Raw genomic sequence first — 20,994 nt, 5'->3', positions numbered from 1 at the left:
ACTATTTAAGATTACGTTATAATAGTCAGGTAGAATTCGAAATTGGAGAGGTAAGTGAATGAAACGAAGACGGAAAAAGAAATCCCGTTTAATTACGCTCCTGTTTATGCTTTGTTTTGCCTTTATTCTCATCAGCAAATTGCTTGAAGGCAATCCTCCTGATATTTTCAACAAGTCCTTCGTAAATGTTAAAAAATATGAACCTTTAATTCACAATGAATTGAAACAATACAATATGGAAAAATACACTCCGGTCCTCGTTGCTTTAATGCAGCAGGAAAGCCACGGCAAGGGCGGGGATCCGATGCAGGCCTCTGAATCGGCCGGACTTGCACGAAATACGATTCAAGATCCGAAGGAAAGCATCCGTTTCGGAGTAAAACATTTTCGACGGGCAGTCATTTATGGCAAACAACGAAAGGTAGATTTTCCAACCATCATTCAGGCATATAACATGGGTACAGGGTATATCGACTATGTAGCCGAGCACGGCGGTAAACATAGTGAGGAATTAGCGAAAAAATTCTCTTTACAGCAAGTTAAAAGAAATCCAACCATTTATAATTGCGGGGGAAACAAGTTTAATTTCCGTTACCCTTATTGTTATGGTGATTATACGTATAGTACGAAGGTAGCCAAGAACATTCAGTCATTGGCAGAAAACGTTCCGGCTTCCGGGATCAATAAATCGTTCAACTTTTAAAATCAAGGAGGTTCAACATGGCTGAACATCGATTTCTTTTAAAAGCAAGCTGGCCGGGATTACGAAATGATGTGGGGGAAATTGAGGCAGGAAACTTAAAAACTAAAATCTCAATCCCACCTGAAATGGATGGCCCCGGGGTTGGCACCAATCCTGACGAAATGCTGCTTGGTGCAGCAGCAACCTGTTATATCATCACTCTTGCAGCGATGATGGAGCGGAGCCATTTGGACAAGGTGAGCTTGACTATGGATTCAGAAGCAATTGTCGATGTGACGAATGGGGTTTTTACGTATAAAAAAATCATCCATCGGCCGCATATTGTGTTGAGAGCTGCAGCCTCTGAAAAGGATTATTCTCTGGCCCAAAAGCTTGCTAAAAAGGCTGAGACCTCTTGCATGATTAGCCGGGCTATTCAGGGAAATGTTGAGTTGGAATTGCAGGCATTGGTAGAAAGAGCATCTGCTGAATTGTAGTTACTACCATCCGACATCTTTTTCATACAATTGCATGGAAAAATCCTTTACTAATAACCTTTTTAACCATTTTAATCAAACGTTTGGTTAAACCGGAAATTTGTTGAACGTACCCGAAAATTGTTGTAAATAGTAAATAGCGCTTGGTTCCATCCAAGCGCTATTTCCGCTTAAAGAGCTTTGCAAAAAGGCTCTTTTTCTTTTTCGTGTCAAATTGAACCGGTGCTTTGTTAGTAATAAAGATTTCTTCTTTGTCAATCGCACGGTCTAACGCTAAGACAAGCCCAATCTCTGTATCGTGGTCCTTATTGGTCACAATCGTATGTTCCATTTTATATTTGGCCGCCAGCTTTACATACTTTGATAATTGTCCATAGTTCATCGTTCCGTTTAAAAACAAATGAGCTTTTGGATTCTTCTTTATTTCCTGTTCCACTTGAGGATAGATCTTAGCTTCGCCAACCTGACCTTTCTTAAGAGCAATGATAATCCGCTCACGTAACGTCCCTAAAAATTTCCGCCTTTCCTCCGGCTTAGTTTCTAGGGGGCCGTAGATTCCCTGCTGCAACACCTCATCAACAGATGGCTTTCTCAAAAAATCAACTCCATTATAAACGGCTAATTATTTTTATGATAGGACGAGAAAAAAGGTTCCCTACTAAACATTCATCCACTAGTCCCTTATATCAGTTCTAGGTTTACTTTCCAGTTTTCGCATCTTACCTTCCAGTTTTGCTCATTTACTTTCCGGTTCTCCCCCTTTACTTTCCACTTTGATCAAAATACATTCCACTACCATTTAATCAAGATAATAATTCTAGTAAACAAAAAAATCCCTCCCCCCACACATGGAGAGAAGGATTGGCTCTTTATTTTTTCGAAGAACTAAATTGCTCTTCTTCAGTTGATCCTTTTAACGCTGTAGTTGAAGAGGTGCCACCTGTGATGACCATGGATACTTGGTCAAAGTAACCAGTACCAACCTCGCGTTGGTGGCGAGTTGCTGTGTAGCCGTATTGCTCGCTGTCAAATTCAGCCTGCTGTAATTCGGAGTAAGCCGCCATACCGCGCTCTTTGTAGCCGCGGGCAAGCTCAAACATGCTGTGGTTCAAAGCATGGAACCCTGCAAGTGTAACGAATTGGAACTTATAGCCCATTTTTCCGAGCTCTTGTTGGAATTTCGCAATTGTTTCTGGGTCAAGTTTCTTTTTCCAGTTGAAGGAAGGTGAACAGTTATAGGCTAGTAGTTTGCCAGGGAACTGTTCATGAATCGCTTCCGCAAACTTTCTTGCTTCCTCTATATTGGGTTCAGAAGTTTCACACCAAATTAGGTCAGCATATGGTGCATAGGCTAAGCCGCGGGCAATCGCTTGATCAATACCGGCTTTTGTCCGGAAAAATCCTTCAGGAGTCCGTTCTCCGGTAATGAATGCCGCATCGTTCATATCGATATCACTGGTAATCAAATCGGCGGCATTAGCATCTGTACGGGCAACAAGCACAGTTGGAACCCCCATTACATCAGCAGCCAAACGAGCTGCAATCAGGTTACGAACGGCAGTTTGAGTCGGCAGCAATACCTTTCCTCCCAAGTGACCGCATTTTTTCTCGGAAGAAAGCTGGTCTTCAAAGTGTACACCGGCTGCGCCTGCTTCAATCATGCCTTTCATCAATTCAAAGCAATTCAGCTGTCCGCCAAAGCCTGCTTCCGCATCGGCTACAATTGGGGCAAACCAATCGATTGAGTCGTCACCTTCTGAATGGGTAATTTGATCAGCACGTTGAAGCGCTTGGTTAATTCGCTTTACCACGCTTGGTACACTGTTTGCAGGGTACAAGCTTTGGTCAGGGTACATATGTCCAGAAAGGTTGGCGTCAGCTGCTACCTGCCAGCCACTTAAGTAGATCGCTTTCAGTCCAGCTTTTACCTGTTGAACCGCTTGATTTCCTGTCAGCGCACCAAGGGCATTGATGTACTCTTCTTCATTTAATAGCTTCCAAAGCTTTTCTGCACCTTTTTTCGCTAATGTATGTTCGATATCAATCGAACCGCGAAGCTTGATAACGTCTTCTCCCGTATACGGTCTTGTAATTCCATTCCAACGGTTATCCATTTCCCAGCTTTCTTGTAATCTTGCAGCTCTTTCATTTGTCATGTTAAATTCCTCCCTATTAATTTAGTAAACTATTTTTTATCAAACTTTTATAAAAGCTCGTAACCCGGTAAGGTTAGAAACTCAGCAAACTCATCATTTTGAATCATTTGGTCAAATAGTTCTGAAGCATCAGCAAACCGCCCATTCTTATAAGCTTCAGTGCCTATTTCCTGTTTGATTTTTTCTAGTTCTTCCACCTTGAAGGCATGATACAGTTGTGTTGTTACCTTTCGGCCGTCCGTTAACACACCTTTCGGATGGCGGATCCACTGCCAAAGCTGTGCTCTTGAAATTTCAGCCGTTGCCGCATCTTCCATAAGGTTGTGAATTGGCGCTGCACCTTTTCCATCTAACCAAGAAGCAACATATTGAATTCCAACATTAATGTTGACGCGAACTCCTTCTTCGGTAATCGTTCCATTCGGCACCTCAAGTAAATCTTGAGCTGTAACCGTGATGTGCTGCTGTTTTTGTGTATTAATTTGATTAGATGCAGGCATTTCACGGTTAAACACTTCTAATGCAACTGGGACAAGTCCAGGGTGGGCAACCCATGTCCCATCATGACCATCGCGAGCTTCCCTTTCCTTATCGGCACGAACCTTCGCAAAGGCCTCTTCATTCGCCTGTGGGTTATTGCGAATTGGAATTTGCGCTGCCATCCCTCCCATTGCCGGTGCCTTGCGTCGATGACAGGTTTGGATGGTCAATAAAGAGTATGACCTCATAAAGGGAACCGTCATGGTAACTTGCGAGCGATCCGGGAGAATCACATCCTTCTGGTTACGCAGCTTTTTCAAGTAACTGAATATATAATCCCATCTGCCACAGTTTAAGCCGGCAGAGTGTTCCTTTAATTCATATAAAATTTCGTTCATTTCAAATGCTGCCAAGATGGTTTCGATTAATACAGTTGCTTTAATCGTTCCTTGCGGGACACCGAGTTTATCTTGTGCGAAGACGAAGACATCATTCCAAAGGCGGGCCTCTAAATGACTTTCAAGCTTTGGAAGGTAAAAATATGGACCCGTCCCTCTTGCAAGCAAATTATTTACGTTATGGAAAAAGTACAATCCGAAATCGAAAAGGCTTCCGGAAATCGGCTTTCCGTCTAGTAGTACATTTTTTTCTTCTAAATGTAATCCGCGTGGTCGAACGAGCAGTACTGCTGTTTTTTCATTCAGTGTGTATTTTTTACCATTTGGGTTTTCAAAAGAAATCGTCCGATTTACTGCATCTCTCAAGTTGATTTGTCCTTCGACGATGTTCTTCCATGTCGGTGAAGTGGCGTCTTCAAAATCGGCCATAAAAATTTTTGCATCAGAATTTAGAGCATTAATGACCATTTTCCGATCAGTCGGACCGGTAATTTCAACCCGGCGGTCCTGAAGATCCTGTGGCAGGGGAGCAATGGTCCAATCTCCATTACGAATATGTTTCGTTTCAGGAAGGAAATCGGGAAGCTTTCCGTTGTGAATTTCCTCCTGTCGTTTCTTTCTGTACTGTAACAGTTCAACTCTTCTTTCCCCAAACTTTCGCTCTAGTTCTTCAATAAAATTTAAAGCATTGAATGTCAAAACCTCATCATACTGGGCGTTTATGGCACCCACCACTTCAATACCAGTCGTTTGCGTCGACATGAAATTCATCACCCCTTTGTTATAATACAGTATCTATCCTCGTTTTGTATTATATAACACTAAAAATAAAAATGGAACTACTTTTCAGAAAATTTTTTAAAAATAGCCAAATTAATCCTAAAGTAGTATTTTTATCAACAGAAATAATGAAAAGGCCGCTGGTGGAATCCCAACGACCTGAAATTTTTATATAATCCGTTCATATTTCTCTTTCGCTAATATATACAGCGCACTTCCCCACCCCAATGGCGTATTGGAATTATAGTCAGAGGACTTGGAAAAATAAAGTTCCGGAAGACTGCCATCGCTGAGCATGACTTTTTCTGTCTGCTGAATATAAGCATGGGCTTTTTCCAAATTTCCTAACTCCAAATGACAAAGAGCAAGCCACGGAAGTCCGAAGGTCCATTCTGCTTCCGAACCAAAATAAAAAGATAACTCATGATGCCGTCCTTCATGCTCCAAAAGTGAATAATAGGAGTCACCCTGATAGCGGATCACGCCCCGGTCCCTTAGTAGATTTGTTTCAACCTGCTTGAGGATCAATTTTGCCTCTTCTCCATCCACAACACCGTAAGGATAGATTAAACTCATTTGCGCTAAGTCACAGGGGCGGTCGATACTTTCACGTGGAAATAAGGCAGATAATGTTCGTTTCCCTTTTTCAATCCATTCTCCCGGAACAAAGACCAAATCCTGGACAGCCTTAAGTCCGGCCACACAGGCACCAACAGAACTGGTATGCACTTCGCGCCATTCTTCCCACATCCCATTATCCGCATCCTCCCAATAGTGAACGCAGCCTAAATACCCGACAAGCTTTTGAACAATCTCATGATCTTTTCCATCTCGGATAATCTGCTTCCCTCGTTTCTGCCCCATTCCGATTCCCCAAAGGATCCCCCCAATCGCATCATGCTGGGCATGTCCCCATGGTGTATCGATTTCTCTTACATCATGGGCTGAATAGCGGGAATGTATGTATTCCCATTGCTCAATTGGCCTTTGCAGGTTATGGATATCCAGTTTCCATTCATATTCTCGGAATAAATCTAAAATCCGGTGATAGGTCATTTCATAAATGCCATTGTCCTGTTCTAAATAAGGTAAGGACATGTAAAAAGAATCCCGCAGCCAAACGTAGTGATAATCATTTGATGAGGAGGCTAAGTATAATCCATGCGGCAATCGTAACTGATCCAAAATTTGATAGCTGTTGCTTATTTTTTCGTTATACATCCTACACCCTCTGTTCTGTGTTTTACCTCCTTTTTTTCCAAATTCTAATGTATTTATACGAAAAAAGCAGGCACCTATAACGGCACCCGCTTAAACCAACTCGTTATATAACTTTTGAAAGTCCTCTTCTCGATTGTTGCTTTTTAAAAATTCCCGGCTGACAATCGCCGTTAATAGCTTTCTTTTTACAGAAGGATCTTTCACTTCTTCCAAAACCTGCTGCCGTACCGTAAAAAGAAACTCAAGATAGCTCTCATAGGATTCATCAAACTGCTCTTCCAGCCCCAAACGGATTCGACTTGCCAAAATCGGGCTTGCCCCGCCCGTCGAAACCGCAATATTTAAACGCCCCCGTCGAACCACTGCCGGAACATGAAAATCTGAGCCATCAGGGTCATCCGCGATGGTAATAAGTTGATGGGGACCTGCAGCAGCTTTGACCAACTGATTGATTTCCATATCATTCGTCGCTGCGAACACTAAAGGGGTTTCGGCTAAGTCCTCTGCAGAAAATGCCCGGCAATGCCATGAAACCTTACCTTCAGTAACCAGTCTTTGTATTTCTTCGGTTACTTCCGGGCTAATCACAGAAATCTCCACACCGGTATTAAGCAGACCAAATATCTTGCGCTCCGCAACCTTCCCGCCGCCAACAATCACTGCCTTCTTTCCTTCCAAATTCATCATAATTGGATAACTTACCTTCATGTTCTCGCCTCGTTATGCCCGCTTATAAATGAGCAGAAACAATTTTTTATTGTAACTCGACACCATTTTGCTCCGCTAAATACTCGATCAAAGCGGCTTTTGTTGCCCTTGCCGGCATACTAGGATTCATCAAACCCGCTACCCTAGCAGCAGCCATCGTTTGTTTTCCCATACAAACCACCTGTGAATTTCTTACATACTCCTCTGCAGCAATGCCGCATTCCCTTAATGCCTCAAGAACGGGTTCCACGGATGCACTGCATGGAAAAATGATCGTATCGATCTGAGCTTCCCCGAACATTCGCTTAAAAATCGGCATGAATTCCCTATCAATTTCTTTTATACTCGTCACGATTACATCAAATACTCCATAATTCTCTGTATTTTTCAACACGCTGTTGTCACCGACAATGAGCAAACTCCCTGCACCATGCATTTCTTCCGCCAGCGTAGCGGTAAATCCCCTGTCATTTAAGGCTTTTATCGTCTTAAATGAAGGACCGTAAAAATTAGCCCTGATATTTCGAATATCGATTTGATTGTCAATTAACGCTTCGAAAAATTCAGCAACGCTTTCGGGCTGGGCAAACAGGATCTTATCATAGGCTGTCACTTTTTCTAAGTCAATATGAACCGATGTCTTTTTCCATTTTGGAAATTCTATTACATCCGCACCATAATCCATTAATTCCTTTGCCAATTCGCTCAGGCCATTGCTTGTCCGGGCTAATAATATTTGCCGGCCATACAATGGCTTTTTTTCAAACCAGTTGATTTTTTCCCGAAGAGAAATTACATCGCCCACTAGGATAATGGAAGGATTCTTAAACTTGGCAGCTGATGCCTTCTCTGAAATATCTGCTAATGTCCCCTGCAATGTCTTCTGGCGGCCAAAAGTGCCCCATTGAATCAATACCACAGGAGTCGAAGAGGATTTGCCGTGTGCGATAAGGTTTTCACAAATGAGCGGTAAATTTCCAACTCCCATGTAAAAAGCAATCGTATCCACCCCGCGTGCAAGGCTTTCCCACTCAAGCAACGGCTCTCCATCTTTAGACTTTGCATGTGCGGTTACGATTGCAAACGATTCTCCATATTCTCGGTGAGTAACTGGAATTCCTGCATAAAGAGGGGCCGCAATTCCCGATGTGATTCCTGGAACGATTTCAAAAGGTATCTGAAACTGCGCTAGGGATGCCGCTTCTTCCCCAACGCGGCCAAATACACCCGGGTCTCCGCCTTTTAAGCGAACAACCTTCTTGCCTTCTAATGCTTTAACGACTAAAAGTTCATTGATGCTCTCTTGCCGCAGAATATGACGGTCAGGTAATTTTCCACAATAAATAAACTCACACTCTGAGGGTGCATATTCTAGCAGCTTTGGATTGGCAAGCCGGTCATAAAGTAAAACTTCAGCCTGCTTAATGGCCTCCAAGCCTTTTACTGTAATTAACCCGATATCCCCTGGGCCTGCACCAACTAAAAAAACTTTTCCTTTTCTCATCATACTGCCTCCTTCCCGTCTTTGGTGTCCTATAAAACAATAAATACAATATCCTCTTTTATTTCTACCTTAAATGTACGTACCTTGCCACTTTCCGGCTCCTGTACTTTCCCATCCGCTAAGGAAATCTTCAAATCATAGACAGGGCAATATAGGTATTCTCCGCTGATAATCCCTTTAGAAAGTACTCCGCCGTTTGGACGAGGACTGCGATTTTCAATTGCAAAAATCCTTCCGTTTGACAATTTAAAAAGTGCTATTTCAATTTGGTCAATTTTGATAGAAAATCCTTTTCTTTCTTTAAGATTTGAATAATGTGCTACAGGAATTCGTGTGATTGTTTTTAACATTTTACTCCACTCCCTGCCTTGATTGAAAGCTTAATATATTATATATTCCTTAATTTTTTTAATTTTTCTTATATTTTAACACGGATTTCAACTCGCATTTTTTTTCTATAGCTAAATTGTAATCATGGTTTTCATAAAAAATTGTGGGATTTGTCACTTTTAACCCCTATAAGCGAATTGTTTCACAATATTGTCATATAAAAAAGGTGTCCCTTTGAGGAACACCTTTCAGCTTTTATGCAGGTTGCTTTCTTTTGGACCGAATTGGCAGTTTTACTACTTGGGAAGCAACTACCGGAACGAACAAGCCGATTATCGCAACCGGTATAGCCTCCCACCATACTAATGGCGGTGTGATTAGTAATCCAAGGCGATTAATGGCAAACAAAGTCAGAAAATAAAACAAACTACCAGCAAGTCCGGCAAGCCAACTATCCCTTCTGAAAACTAAATAAAAAATCGGGATAAATAAAAGGGTCACCGGAACATAAGATGTTGGATAATGAACAAGATAAAAGGCCGATTTAAAGATAAAACGTAATAGGATATAAAGTGCCGCTGCCATAACTGGAATCGTATATTCCCGGCAAAGTTTATTAACAATGACTGTAAACAGGGCTACAAATAATACCGAATATAGCGGATACACCCATTGGGGGATCCCCCCAAAGATTTGCGACGCAGGGTCTGAGATCAACTGTAGAATTTCTTTTGAGGCAATGGAACGACCATGAATATATTGATCATAGGATATTGCTCCATTTTCCTGCTGCATATTGGGAAACATTAAGCATTCCAGCAAAAACATCGCAAACCAAGTATGCAGTGATTTCCATGATGGTAGTTGATCCTGAGAAAACTTAAAATAGGCCCGCCATACACCGATAATCATAATATCTGTCGCAATATAATAAATAAAGTGGGTTGGACTCCAGGTGGTTAAATCAATGCCGTAAGCGATATGATAGCTAAAGTCTAAGGGGATACCAATTAAAAATAAAACATAGCCAATTGTTACAAGATTTCGCGAAAACCGATCCATGTAATGCAGCTTCCGCCACTCTTTATATAATAAAAATGCCCCAATCGCAAAGCCAGTAAAATTAACAATATGCGGTATGGAATATTCCTCAAATAAATACTTAAAATGGTAAGAGGCATCCCAAGCGGATCCAATGAACTTTAATAAGAAGGCAATGACCCAAATTCGATAATATTTCAAAAATTTAAACCTCCTCTTTATCCCCTATCCAAGCAGGTCAAATATATCCCCGTATACTGCAATTAAGATATAATTAATCGCCAGTGCAATTCCGAAAGTAATTCCCGATTTAAGGACATTTTTTTGTCTAAATAACTTAACAATAAAGAAGATCCCCGCAATGACCAAGAAAATGTTACAGGCTAATAGGGACCAAATTAAGCTGGGGCTCTCACTGTGGGGCACAGCTGTAACATGTAATAAATATTGTGGCAACAATGAAAAAATCTCCATCTTTTTCAATCCACTCACCTTTGGTAAAAGTAAAAACCTAGATTATTTATTCCTTAATCATAGCATTCTTCGCTTATATTTTGGATATTTATTTACAGTATTACCTCATATTGGATTGATAGTAATCTCCGTAATTTTAATTATAATCAATAATACTTATAAAGTTATTAAAGAATAATTAAATTTGTCGTAATTCTTTTGACTTAGATGTATGATCCATTTTTATCATTCACTTGTATTTCTTTACTTCACTTCAATGCTTGCTTAGTATTAATTAGTATATGCAATCGATTACCAAACTAAAATAACTTCTTTTGTAACAATTGATTAAGTTTGAAAGGAGCCTGCCCGTTTTGAAAATCGTTAAATTGGTTTCAATCCTTTTGACCACCGCCTTACTAACCTCGTGTAATCCCATTAGGGTTCCGAAATCGACAATGGACCATCAAATGAGCTCAATGCCTCAGAATGTAATCCCGACAAAATCTGAATGGAAAACTCCTGAGACACTAAAGCCGGATAAAAAAATTCCCATTTCAATTCTAATAAGAGATAAATCCAATAAACCGATTCAAGCGTTTGAAACGGTCCATACGAAAAAAATGCATTTAATTATTGTTAGTAAAGATTTATCTTATTTTTCTCATCTCCATCCGAAATATAAAGGAAATGGAGAATTTAATATTTCGACGGCCTTTCCAGCAGGCGGGGATTACCAACTAATTGCAGAAGTTACACCAAAAGGCGGCGGGGATAATAGTGTGGAAAAGCATTGGCTCCATATCGACGGGCCTATCCCTAAATCTAAACCACTCATTCCAGATCAAAAGTTAACGACAATGGTCGATGGCTTAAAAATAACTTTATCCTTCGACCATTTAATGGCAGAAATGAACTCAAACATGACCTTTATGATTCGGGATGCAAAGACGAATAAACCGATCAAAAACCTCCAGCCCTATTTAGGTGCACTGGGCCATGCCGTTGCCATAAAAGATGACCTGCAGGAATATCTTCACATTCACCCAATGACAACCAAAGGAAACGGACCAAAAGTAACATTCATGACCTACTTCCCCCAAAAAGGTATCTATAAAATTTGGGGACAATTTCAATACCAAGGACGCATCATCGTTGCTCCCTTTATCGTAGACGTACCTAAAATGAATATGTAATTCGACAAAATTCGGGTGGTGACAGGCACCACCCGAATTTTGTCGATTCTATTAGTATAATTCAGAAGTTGTTTTTGCTTGCATGTGTAGCAATAGGTAGTCTGGGCCGCCTGCTTTGGAGTCGGTTCCGGACATGTTGAAGCCGCCGAATGGCTGGTAGCCGACGATGGCACCTGTACAGCCGCGGTTGAAGTAAAGGTTACCAACATGGAAATCTTCTCGGGCTTGTTCCATGTGCGCACGGTTTGAGGTGATGACCGCACCTGTTAAGCCGTATTCAGTGTTGTTGGCAATTTCAATTGCTTCATCAAAGTTTTTCGCCTTTGTGATGCCGACAACTGGTCCAAAGATTTCTTCCTTCATAATGCGGGCGTTTGGAGCAAGGTCAGCAAAAACAGTTGGTTGAATGAAATAGCCCTTTGAATTGTCCCCTTCACCACCGGCCATTAATTTACCTTCTTGTTTTCCAATCTCGATGTATTCCATGATTTTTTTGAACGCGTTGTTATCAATTACTGGACCGGTGAAGGTGCCTTGTTCTGTAGGTTCCCCCACTGTTAATGGTTTTGTTAACTCAACAACACGGTTTAGGACTGTATCATATACATCTTCAACGATTACTGCACGAGAACATGCAGAGCATTTTTGACCGGAGAAACCGAAGGCAGAAGCAACAATGGATTGTGCAGCAAGCTCAAGATCTGCTTCACTGTCAACAACAATGGTATCTTTACCTCCCATTTCTGCAATCAAGCGCTTCATCCAGATTTGACCTTCGTTTATTTTGGAAGAACGTTCAAAAATACGGAGACCAACATCACGGGAACCTGTAAAGCTGATGAAACGAGTATCTTTATGATCAACTAAATAGTCACCCACTTCTGCTCCACTTCCTGGCACAAAGTTTAAGACGCCTTTAGGAAGACCTGATTCTTCCATTACCTCAACAAATTTAGCTGCAATAATTGGAGTTGTTGAAGCTGGTTTTAATAGGACGGTATTACCGGTTACAATTGCCGCAACAGTTGTTCCCGCCATAATAGCAAGGGGGAAGTTCCAAGGCGAAATAATAATTCCCACCCCAAGCGGAATATAGTCATATCGATTATGTTCATTTGGACGGCTTTGAACAGGTACTCCGTTTTTGATTCTTAGCATTTGACGTGCATAAAACTCAAGGAAATCAATTGCTTCTGCTGTATCAGCATCTGCTTCTCTCCATGGCTTACCAGCTTCTTTTGTCATCAAAGCTGAAAACTCATGCTTGCGTCGGCGAATAATCGCAGCCGCTTTAAAAAGCACATCAGCACGCACTTCTGCTTTCGTTTTTTTCCACGTTTTGAATGCTTCTACTGCTGCCTGCATCGCTTTTTCAGCAAGATCTTTGTTTGCTTTCGAAACGCGGCCAATTACCTCTTCTTTATTCGCTGGGTTATAGGAAACAATTTTATCTTCAGTCGTAATTTTTTCGCCGCCAATCACAAGGTCATAATCCTTGCCTAAATAACCTTTAACGGTTTGTAATGCCTGAAGATAAGCTTGGCGGTTTTCATCAACCGTAAAATCTGTGAGTGGCTCATGTTTGTAAGGTTGTACCATGTTTAAAACCCTCCTATGTATTAAAAACGTTTACATCCAATTCACTTTATAGTATCAATCATTTGAACTATAGTTATAACCTGAAAAAAAAGATCCGGGGTTGCCCCGGATCATTATTTTACAAAGTATAATATTTAGTAAATATGTACAAACGGTTCTGTCTCGTTTGCCTTTTTGACTATAAGTGCCTCTGGCCCATCAACAGATGTTACACTGACGGAAACTGAAATATATTTCGGAAAACGATCCATGACCAAACCTGTTACATATTGGGTAAAGCCGACAGCTTCCATTTTTCCATAGAACTGAATCGGAATGGAGATTTTCAGCTCCTGGAGCTGGTCGCCAACATAAAAGGCTCTGCCAATTACGCCGTTATAATTTGGAAAATACTCTTCAACATCCTGCTTAAAGTTTAAAAATGCAGTAAGGTCATCCCTATGCTTATCTTGTGCGTCTGTTGACGGGAATAAGAAATATTTTTCGTTTACTTTTTCCCAGCCATCTATACTTGAACTGCCGGCATCTACATTCGTGTACGCAAAGAAGTTACCTGGAACAACCGATGATTTGCTCTGTGTTTCAAATAAGGCAATTGTCACTGGTATATTCCCCAATTTTTTCATACTGCGAATACGTTTTAATACTTCCGCGGCAATTTGTTCTCCTTCACTTTTCATTTTAGAATAGTCTATTTTCTTCTCATAGGTCGGTCCGTATTGAACCGTTTGATAGTAATAAATCGAATTTAACGCTAGTCCTATGGTAATTCCGCCTAGTTTAACCGTTCCTTTATCCGTTTTGGTTAAATAATCATGCTCTAAAATATGGGCAAGATAAATGGGTGTTTCTCCCTTACCCGTATCAAGCGGGTTAAGACCAATATTTTCAGAAGGCTTCAATCCTTGGTTTTTTAATTGGTTTTTGGTGAATTTTCGATTTAGCCATAGTCTTACAGTATCTCGTTTTATTTCCTGGCCTTCACGAAAATAATATTGATCCGTATCAAAGGTATTTTGGGCAATCCGCATTAAACCTGTTTCAAATTCATCAATATCGTATCTCGTGTTAAGATTGCCGACAATCATCCCGCGGGCTTCCCCTGGTTCAAACGGTAAAATCGTCCGATAATATTTATCGGAAATATTATATTTAGGAATAATTGCTTTTCCTTTCGTTTTCTCTTTTGTTTGCACGACCTCATCCTGCTTTTGAAAGTTTAATGAACAGCCGCTTAGCAGAAGGACAAACGAAAAGACAAGCAGTAAAAGCTTTTTCACGGTGGTAACACCTCTTATTTATTTAATTCAACTAATAGCTTCTCTTCGTCCCATACTTCAATTCCTAGTTCCTGTGCTTTTGAAAGCTTAGAACCGGCTTCTTCTCCGGCAATAACCAGATGCGTTTTTTTACTAACGCTTCCAGCAACATTGCCGCCTAGTGCTTCAATTTTTTCCTTGGCTTCATTCCTCGATAGTTTCTCTAGTTTCCCGGTAAGGACAATTGTTTTTCCGGCAAAAATAGAATCAGACTCCGCTGCTATAACTGGCTTGGACCCTTTGTAGTCCATATTGACTCCATAAGAGGATAGTTCCTCAAGCAACGAGGTCACTTCTTCTTGTTCAAAAAAAGTAACAATAGAATCGGCCATTTTCTCCCCAATTTCGTTAATAGAAATCAAGTGTTCCTTTGTCGCGGCGGCAAGATGATCCATTGAACCAAATTCCTGAGCTAATGTTTTTGCCGCCTTTGCGCCTACATGACGGATTCCAAGACCGAAAAGAAGTTTCTCAAGTGAATTGCTTTTTGAAGCCTCAATTGCCTTTAACAGATTGGAAACCGATTTTTCCCCCATTCGTTCAAGGGCTAATAGCTGCTCTTTTGTAAGCTTATAAAGATCAGCGACATCGGCAATTAATTTTTCAGTAAAAAGCTGGCTGATGACTCTTTCCCCTAGACCCTCGATATTCATGGCATCTCGCGAAACAAAGTGTATCAGACCTTCGCGGATTTGTGCCGGACATTTAGGATTGATGCACCGTAAAGCAACTTCCCCGTCTAGACGGACAAGCTCACTTTCACATTCAGGACAATACGTTGGCATGTAAAAATCTCTTTCGGTGCCTGTCCGCTCTTCAGCAAGGACATTTACGACCTCCGGAATGATATCGCCGGCCTTTTTGATCACGACTTTATCGCCAATTTTTAAATCCTTTTCACGGATTAAATCTTCATTATGCAAAGAGGCACGCTGTACAGTCGTCCCTGCTACCTTAACCGGTATAAGAATCGCTGTTGGAGTTACCACTCCTGTCCGCCCAACACTCAGTTCAATATCTAATAATGTGGTCACTACCTCTTCAGCTGGGAATTTAAACGCAACCGCCCAACGTGGGCTTTTAGCTGTTGTCCCGAGCTGTTCCTGCTGTTCGAGTGAATCTACTTTAATGACAATTCCATCAATTTCATAAGGAAGATGCGGACGCTTTTCAACCCAGCTGTTGACATACTCAATCACATCATCAATTCCCGAACATTTTCTTCGCTCTTTATTGGTTTTAAACCCGAGGGCGTCCAGATAATCAAGTCCTTCACTATGGGAGGTTACACCTAACCCTCCAATATCAGCAATACCGTATAAAAAAACATCGAGATTTCGCGAGGCTGCCATTTTCGGGTCAAGCTGCCTAAGGGAACCGGCCGCTGCATTTCTCGGGTTTGCGAAAGGTTCTTCTCCATTCTCCTCTTTCGCCCGATTTAAGGCTTCAAAGGAACGCTTCGGCATAAATGCCTCTCCACGAACCTCAATGGATACATTCTCACGTAAACGTAACGGAATTGATTTAATCGTTTTTAAGTTGGCCGTAATATCTTCGCCGATCGTGCCGTCCCCACGCGTAGCCCCTTGATGGAACAATCCATTTTCATAGCGTAAGGAAACGGCCAGCCCATCAATTTTCAATTCGCAAACATAGGAAACGTCATCACCTACTGCTTGACGAACGCGGCGATCAAAATCTCTTAAATCTCCGTCATTAAAAGCATTACCAAGGCTAAGCATCGGGGTACGATGCTCAACCTTTTCAAAAAGATCTAATACAGGACCGCCAACACGTTCAGAGGGAGAATCCGGTGTTTTCAATTCAGGATACTTTTCTTCGAGCTTTAACAGTTCCTGCATTAAGCGGTCGTACTCAGCATCGGGAACGGTTGGTCTGTCCAGCACATAATATTCATAGCCATATTGATTTAAAAGGCTTTTTAGTTCATTAATTCTTTGTTCAGCCATCTGAAGGTCCATAAATCCAGCCCTTTCTTCATCGATTCTTATGCCTTTTTAATCGGCGCAAATTTGGCAAGCAAACGTTTGATTCCTGTTGGACTAGGAAAAGCAATATCGAGTTCAGTTCCTTCTCCGTCGCCCTTCACGCTGACAACCGTTCCTATTCCCCACTTACCGTGTTCGGCTTTATCGCCAACCTTCCAGCCAACTTGATCGCCGCCGGTTGTGGCTGCAACTGGCCGCATCACAGGTTTTCTCGCAGCAGAGGCTCCAAATCCTGAACCAGAGCTGGCAAACGAACCTCCTCTTGAACCAAATGGCGAACTCTTCCCAGATTTTGGTACCGCATCTTCCAAAAGCTCTTCAGGGATTTCCTTAATAAAACGGGAAGCCGGATTCATGTTTGTTCGACCAAAAAGCGTCCGCATTTGAGCATTAGTCAGAAATAGACTTTGTTCCGCCCTGGTAATTCCCACATAGGCCAAGCGGCGTTCCTCTTCCATTTCTGCTTCCTCCATAAGGGAACGGCTGTGCGGGAATACTCCTTCCTCCATGCCAATAAGGAAGACAACCGGAAATTCCAATCCCTTTGCTGAGTGCAAGGTCATCAGCACAATTGAATCCGCTTTTTCCACTTCTTCATCCATTGAATCAATATCCGCAACAAGGGCTAAATCCGTTAAAAAGGCAACAAGGCTTTTGTCCTCGCTTACGTCCTCAAAGTTTTTCGTAACAGATAATAATTCGTCCAGGTTTTCGAGACGGCTTTGTGCTTCAAGTGATTTTTCTGCTTTTAGCATCTCACGATAACCAGATTTCTCAAGGATTTCTTCAACTAGTTCTGTTACGGATAGGAATTCCTGCATTTGCGTATAGTTTCGAATAAAATCTCGGAATTCGCGGGCAGACTTCGTAATTTTAGGACTTAAACCAATTAATTCAATTGAATCTAAGGCTTGGTACAATGAAAGATCATGCATTGCCGCAAAGTCAGCAATTTTATCAACTGAGCTTGAGCCGATACCGCGTTTCGGAACATTTATGATTCTTCGCAGGCTGATATCATCATCTGGATTTGAAATCAATCGTAAATAGGCTAACATATCCTTGATTTCTTTTCTGTCATAGAACTTAGTACCGCCGACAATGCTATACTCAATATTTGATTTTAGCAAAACTTCCTCCATTACACGGGACTGTGCGTTCGTCCGATAGAGGATAGCAATTTCCGAAAGCTTATGCTTACCATCACGGGTCAATTCTTTAATTTTTCCGGCTACAAACTGTGCCTCACTTTGTTCGCTGTCGGCACGGTAATACATAAGCTTATTTCCCTCCGGATTTTCTGTCCAAAGGTTTTTCGCTTTTCTATTCAAATTGTTTTCGATCACTTTGTTGGCCGCAAGAAGGATTCTTTTCGTCGAGCGGTAGTTTTGTTCTAAGAGGATAACGGTGGCATTTGGATAATCTTTTTCAAACGATAATATATTCGCAATATCTGCACCGCGCCATCTGTAAATCGACTGATCAGAATCACCGACAACGCAAAGATTTTTAAAGCGCATGGCCAGCAGCTTTACTAATAAATACTGGGCTTTATTCGTATCCTGATACTCGTCGACATGAATATATTGGAACTTCCGCTGATAATATTCTAAAACATCCGGAACACGCCGGAACAATTGAATGGTCATCATGATTAAATCATCGAAATCAAGCGCCTGATTTTTTCGTAAACGTTTTTGATATTCTTCATAAACTTCACTAACGACCTGATCAAAGTAACCGCCTGCTGTTTTTGAATATTCCTCAGGGTCAATTAATTCGTTTTTGGCAGAGCTGATTGCCCCGAGCATCGCCCTCGGGTCAAACTTTTTCGGGTCAATATTCTTATCTTTTAAAATCCCTTTAATAACCGATTGTTGATCGGTTGTGTCAAGAATCGTGAAATTTCGATTAAAGCCAATCCGGTCAATATCTCGGCGTAAAATTCTTACGCACATGGAGTGAAAGGTGGAAATCCAAATTTCTTCCGCAGCTCCGCCCATCACTTTTCCGATTCTTTCTTTCATCTCTCTTGCCGCTTTATTTGTAAAGGTGATCGCCAAAATATTATATGGATTCACCCTTTTTTCCACAATTAAATACGCAATCCGATGTGTTAACACTCTTGTTTTACCGCTCCCGGCACCGGCCATTAGTAATAAAGGTCCGTCCGTACACTTCACAGCGCTTTGCTGTTCCGGATTTAAGCCATTTAATAGCTTTTCTGATAAATATTGCATTCTTCTTCACCGCCAAATCAAACATTTGTTCTTATTTTACCATTGTTTTTACTCTTCCAGCAATTTTCTATCGAACTGCCTGTACTGTTTTTAAGGCATTTTTAAAATCGTCATAAATCGCATTTCCTACAACAATTACATCAGCAAATTTTGCCATTTCCACAGCCTGCTCATACGTGGATATACCACCGCCATAAAAAAAGGTCGCTTTTTCAAGGACTTTTTTCACGTCTGAAACCACTTCTGGTTGTCCATATTGCCCGCTAAACTCGAGATAAAAAATAGGCAGTTGAAACATTTTTTCAGCCATCATCGCATAGGCCCTTACATCTTCAGCCGTAATCTCCGTAACAGCATCTGTCAGTTTGGCCGCTTTGCATTCACTATTCATGATGCAATAACCTTCCATAACGATTTCTTCCCAATCCATAAGGTCGCCAAATTCTTTCACCGCGTGATGGTGAAGCCCGGTAATCCATTTTGGATCCTTACTATTTAAAATCGTTGGAATAAAATAGAGATCAAATCCAGGGGTAACTGTTTCAACACTTGATACCTCTAGAACACATGGTACAGCAAACTTACGTATTCTGGCCATTAAATCGAGGACATTTTCGAGTGTAACTCCATCTGTACCTCCCACTATCACTGCATCCGTACCTGATTCACAAATTGCTTCTAAATGTTCATCCGATATCTGTTTATTAGGGTCGAGTTTAAACACATGGCGCCACTCGCGAAAATCATACATCCCAAGGTCCTCCTACATTCATTTCATTACACCATTATAGCATTAGAGGAAACGTAATAAAAAAGAAAACCTAATAGAAAGAAAATCCAACTAGAAAATCGAAAGCACTTGTTCAGCTTAAGGCAAGTGCCGAAGCAACCTAGTGGGGCTAGAGCCGGAACTAGACAAAAGAAAAACCGAAGAATTTCTCTCCGGTTTTTGGCTTTATGCTTCCTCAGTTGTAGTCGATTTTTCTTCTTTGACTCGTTCTAGCACCATTTCATAGGTGTCATTTCCATAGTTTAAGCATCGTTTTACACGTGAGATCGTTGCAGTACTTGCACCGGTTTCTCCTTCAATCCTGTGATAGGTATTTCCTTCACGAAGCATTCTTGCTACCTCTAAGCGTTGGGCCAATGACTGAATTTCATTAATCGTGCAAAGGTCATCAAAAAAACGATAACACTCTTCAAGATCTTTTAACGAAAGAATCCCTAGAAAAAGTTGATCCAGTTCTTTCCCTCTTAGCTTATTTATTTGCATATTTTATACCCCTTTAGTTTGAATAAAATTATTTCACATTAAACGAAACACTTTTTTGCATTCCCGGGTCTGTTGGAACAACGTTTACCCATGTTTTACCTTGGACAAATGGAACCTCTTCTCCATTTTTCATTGGGACGATCCTACCGTTCTCATTTTTCCATTCCACTTCGTTTACTTTCCCCATCTGCACTAAATACCCTTTGCCTCCGGATTGAAAGTCGATCGTACGCCGTCCTTTTTTGTCGATTACTTCATGCTTTGCCTCAACAATGAAAATATTATCTAAAAGGATCGGGTCTTTTGTTTCTAAATCAACAGTTTGTTCCCCGCCCTGGAAACGTTTATATTTCCCTGTAGCGGAATCATACTCATACACACAATCAAAGTCGCCGCTAGCATAATAAGAAATCTTTACCGATTTAGCATCGGCTCCGGTAACCTTTTTAGCGTCCTCTTCTGAAAGAAATTTAAAGGAAGGTGGTGTTTTGTCCATTGAATATTTGTTCATTTTCGCACCTTTTAAAATATTATCATAGGTGATATACGAATTGTGCGGTGCTACTCTAAAACTCGCCCGATGGAAAAGTGTTCCATCATAAACCATGCCATTCAAGTTGTCAATATATCCTGATTTAAGCATTTTTTTGGCTTCCGGACTATAGCCGTGAGCAATATAAAGTGCATTTAAGCCTTTGGCCAAGTCAATATAATAATCCCGGGCGCTCCGTACCGGCCCGATATTTTTGGGCTTTTCGCTTTGAAATACGGCAAGAAATCTTGTGATATTCCCTTCAGCCAAAATTTCATAAACGATATCAGCCTTGTTTAAACCTGATTGCGGTCTTGCTGCAGGATGGTTATTAATCATTACAGCAACAGCCCTGCTGTCTGTTTCAGTTTGTGAACCCTTTCCGGTTAAAGGAAAGTAATATGGGAATTCATTCTTTTCATCCGCTTTTTGTTCTACTTTTCCTACATCTTTTTTCACATTCTCATCAGGCTTTTTGACAGTTTCCTTTTTGCTGCATCCGGACAACAATAAGAAGACAGCTGCCACTATGACCGCCCATTTCTTCATCTAATAGCCACCCCTATTTTTGGTTAA

19 protein-coding genes are annotated in these 20,994 nt (G+C 41.1%); 3 read left to right on the top strand and 16 right to left on the bottom strand.

All coding sequences use genetic code 11. From position 1 onward, the window contains the following. The first annotated feature begins 58 nt into the window (after positions 1-58). Both M028_RS0108650 and M028_RS0108645 read left to right on the top strand, forming a co-directional pair. Entirely contained in the window at positions 59-703 is a 645-nt protein-coding gene (locus tag M028_RS0108650) for a lysozyme family protein (protein ID WP_026573565.1), read from the top strand. 17 nt (positions 704-720) lie between these two features. Next, positions 721-1,179 carry an OsmC family protein gene (locus M028_RS0108645; protein WP_026573564.1) on the top strand — a complete coding sequence of 153 codons (459 nt, stop codon included), beginning with the start codon at positions 721-723 and terminating at the stop codon, positions 1,177-1,179. Between the two features lie 160 nt (positions 1,180-1,339). On the opposite strand, the gene M028_RS0108635 is transcribed toward M028_RS0108645, so the two are convergent. The 9 genes from M028_RS0108635 to M028_RS0108595 form a co-directional block, all read right to left on the bottom strand. Then, a complete protein-coding gene (locus M028_RS0108635; RefSeq protein ID WP_026573563.1) occupies positions 1,340-1,774 on the bottom strand; it encodes a YueI family protein in 435 nt (144 codons plus the stop codon). A 274-nt stretch (positions 1,775-2,048) separates the two neighbouring features. Continuing rightward, positions 2,049-3,335: an isocitrate lyase gene (aceA, locus tag M028_RS0108630; protein WP_026573562.1), complete on the bottom strand. Its 1,287-nt coding sequence runs from the start codon at positions 3,333-3,335 to the stop codon at positions 2,049-2,051. A 47-nt stretch (positions 3,336-3,382) separates the two neighbouring features. Further along, positions 3,383-4,975 carry a malate synthase A gene (gene aceB / locus M028_RS0108625; RefSeq protein WP_026573561.1) on the bottom strand — a complete coding sequence of 531 codons (1,593 nt, stop codon included), beginning with the start codon at positions 4,973-4,975 and terminating at the stop codon, positions 3,383-3,385. Positions 4,976-5,161: 186 nt separating this feature from the next. Continuing rightward, positions 5,162-6,214, bottom strand: coding sequence for a glycoside hydrolase family 15 protein (locus M028_RS0108620; RefSeq protein ID WP_026573560.1), 1,053 nt, complete (start codon positions 6,212-6,214; stop codon positions 5,162-5,164). Between the two features lie 90 nt (positions 6,215-6,304). Continuing rightward, entirely contained in the window at positions 6,305-6,922 is a 618-nt protein-coding gene (locus tag M028_RS0108615) for an NAD(P)-binding protein (protein ID WP_026573559.1), read from the bottom strand. Between the two features lie 46 nt (positions 6,923-6,968). Beyond that, on the bottom strand, positions 6,969-8,426 hold the full coding sequence (gene cobA / locus M028_RS0108610; RefSeq protein WP_035423980.1) for a uroporphyrinogen-III C-methyltransferase: 1,458 nt from the start codon (positions 8,424-8,426) through the stop codon (positions 6,969-6,971). A 29-nt stretch (positions 8,427-8,455) separates the two neighbouring features. Further along, entirely contained in the window at positions 8,456-8,776 is a 321-nt protein-coding gene (nirD, locus tag M028_RS0108605; protein ID WP_026573557.1) for a nitrite reductase small subunit NirD, read from the bottom strand. A gap of 235 nt (positions 8,777-9,011) precedes the next feature. Beyond that, positions 9,012-9,998 (bottom strand): hypothetical protein, encoded by a 987-nt coding sequence (locus tag M028_RS0108600; RefSeq protein WP_026573556.1) that lies wholly within the window; start codon positions 9,996-9,998, stop codon positions 9,012-9,014. 24 nt (positions 9,999-10,022) lie between these two features. Beyond that, positions 10,023-10,256: a hypothetical protein gene (locus tag M028_RS0108595; protein WP_197031393.1), complete on the bottom strand. Its 234-nt coding sequence runs from the start codon at positions 10,254-10,256 to the stop codon at positions 10,023-10,025. A 368-nt stretch (positions 10,257-10,624) separates the two neighbouring features. Here M028_RS0108595 and M028_RS0108590 point away from each other — a divergent pair, with 368 nt between their 5' ends. Further along, the gene (locus M028_RS0108590; protein ID WP_026573554.1) at positions 10,625-11,446 is read left to right on the top strand and encodes a hypothetical protein; all 822 of its coding nucleotides are present in this window, start codon (positions 10,625-10,627) and stop codon (positions 11,444-11,446) included. 51 nt (positions 11,447-11,497) lie between these two features. On the opposite strand, the gene pruA is transcribed toward M028_RS0108590, so the two are convergent. From pruA to M028_RS0108555, 7 genes are all read right to left on the bottom strand, one after another. Next, complete coding sequence (pruA, locus tag M028_RS0108585) at positions 11,498-13,045, bottom strand: L-glutamate gamma-semialdehyde dehydrogenase (protein WP_026573553.1); 1,548 nt, start codon at positions 13,043-13,045, stop codon at positions 11,498-11,500. Positions 13,046-13,179: 134 nt separating this feature from the next. Beyond that, positions 13,180-14,325 (bottom strand): CamS family sex pheromone protein, encoded by a 1,146-nt coding sequence (locus M028_RS0108580; protein WP_026573552.1) that lies wholly within the window; start codon positions 14,323-14,325, stop codon positions 13,180-13,182. A 14-nt stretch (positions 14,326-14,339) separates the two neighbouring features. Continuing rightward, entirely contained in the window at positions 14,340-16,346 is a 2,007-nt protein-coding gene (gene ligA / locus M028_RS0108575; RefSeq protein ID WP_026573551.1) for an NAD-dependent DNA ligase LigA, read from the bottom strand. A 26-nt stretch (positions 16,347-16,372) separates the two neighbouring features. Further along, complete coding sequence (pcrA, locus tag M028_RS0108570; RefSeq protein WP_026573550.1) at positions 16,373-18,613, bottom strand: DNA helicase PcrA; 2,241 nt, start codon at positions 18,611-18,613, stop codon at positions 16,373-16,375. 67 nt (positions 18,614-18,680) lie between these two features. After that, positions 18,681-19,364, bottom strand: coding sequence for a heptaprenylglyceryl phosphate synthase (locus tag M028_RS0108565; protein ID WP_026573549.1), 684 nt, complete (start codon positions 19,362-19,364; stop codon positions 18,681-18,683). 204 nt (positions 19,365-19,568) lie between these two features. Next, a complete protein-coding gene (locus M028_RS0108560) occupies positions 19,569-19,886 on the bottom strand; it encodes a YerC/YecD family TrpR-related protein (RefSeq protein WP_026573548.1) in 318 nt (105 codons plus the stop codon). Positions 19,887-19,914: 28 nt separating this feature from the next. After that, positions 19,915-20,967, bottom strand: coding sequence for a DUF3048 domain-containing protein (locus M028_RS0108555; RefSeq protein ID WP_026573547.1), 1,053 nt, complete (start codon positions 20,965-20,967; stop codon positions 19,915-19,917). Between the last annotated feature and the right edge of the window lie 27 nt (positions 20,968-20,994).

This window comes from Bacillus sp. UNC438CL73TsuS30 (genome assembly GCF_000482325.1).
GTDB lineage: Bacteria > Bacillota > Bacilli > Bacillales > Cytobacillaceae > Neobacillus.
Note: the sequence above shows the minus strand (reverse complement) of the source record. Positions and strands in the feature narration are given on the sequence as shown.

What these genes read in the sequence shown, in the direction of transcription:
- M028_RS0108645 (WP_026573564.1), top strand. Translation starts at nt 721, where the DNA reads ATGGCTGAACATCGATTTCTTTTAAAAGCAAGCTGGCCGGGATTACGA.
- M028_RS0108555 (WP_026573547.1), bottom strand. Translation starts at nt 20,967, where the DNA reads ATGAAGAAATGGGCGGTCATAGTGGCAGCTGTCTTCTTATTGTTGTCC.
- M028_RS0108620 (WP_026573560.1), bottom strand. Translation starts at nt 6,214, where the DNA reads ATGTATAACGAAAAAATAAGCAACAGCTATCAAATTTTGGATCAGTTA.
- pruA (WP_026573553.1), bottom strand. Translation starts at nt 13,045, where the DNA reads ATGGTACAACCTTACAAACATGAGCCACTCACAGATTTTACGGTTGAT.
- pcrA (WP_026573550.1), bottom strand. Translation starts at nt 18,613, where the DNA reads ATGCAATATTTATCAGAAAAGCTATTAAATGGCTTAAATCCGGAACAG.
- cobA (WP_035423980.1), bottom strand. Translation starts at nt 8,426, where the DNA reads ATGAGAAAAGGAAAAGTTTTTTTAGTTGGTGCAGGCCCAGGGGATATC.
- ligA (WP_026573551.1), bottom strand. Translation starts at nt 16,346, where the DNA reads ATGGACCTTCAGATGGCTGAACAAAGAATTAATGAACTAAAAAGCCTT.
- aceB (WP_026573561.1), bottom strand. Translation starts at nt 4,975, where the DNA reads ATGTCGACGCAAACGACTGGTATTGAAGTGGTGGGTGCCATAAACGCC.
- nirD (WP_026573557.1), bottom strand. Translation starts at nt 8,776, where the DNA reads ATGTTAAAAACAATCACACGAATTCCTGTAGCACATTATTCAAATCTT.
- M028_RS0108560 (WP_026573548.1), bottom strand. Translation starts at nt 19,886, where the DNA reads ATGCAAATAAATAAGCTAAGAGGGAAAGAACTGGATCAACTTTTTCTA.
- M028_RS0108565 (WP_026573549.1), bottom strand. Translation starts at nt 19,364, where the DNA reads ATGTATGATTTTCGCGAGTGGCGCCATGTGTTTAAACTCGACCCTAAT.
- aceA (WP_026573562.1), bottom strand. Translation starts at nt 3,335, where the DNA reads ATGACAAATGAAAGAGCTGCAAGATTACAAGAAAGCTGGGAAATGGAT.
- M028_RS0108650 (WP_026573565.1), top strand. Translation starts at nt 59, where the DNA reads ATGAAACGAAGACGGAAAAAGAAATCCCGTTTAATTACGCTCCTGTTT.
- M028_RS0108615 (WP_026573559.1), bottom strand. Translation starts at nt 6,922, where the DNA reads ATGAAGGTAAGTTATCCAATTATGATGAATTTGGAAGGAAAGAAGGCA.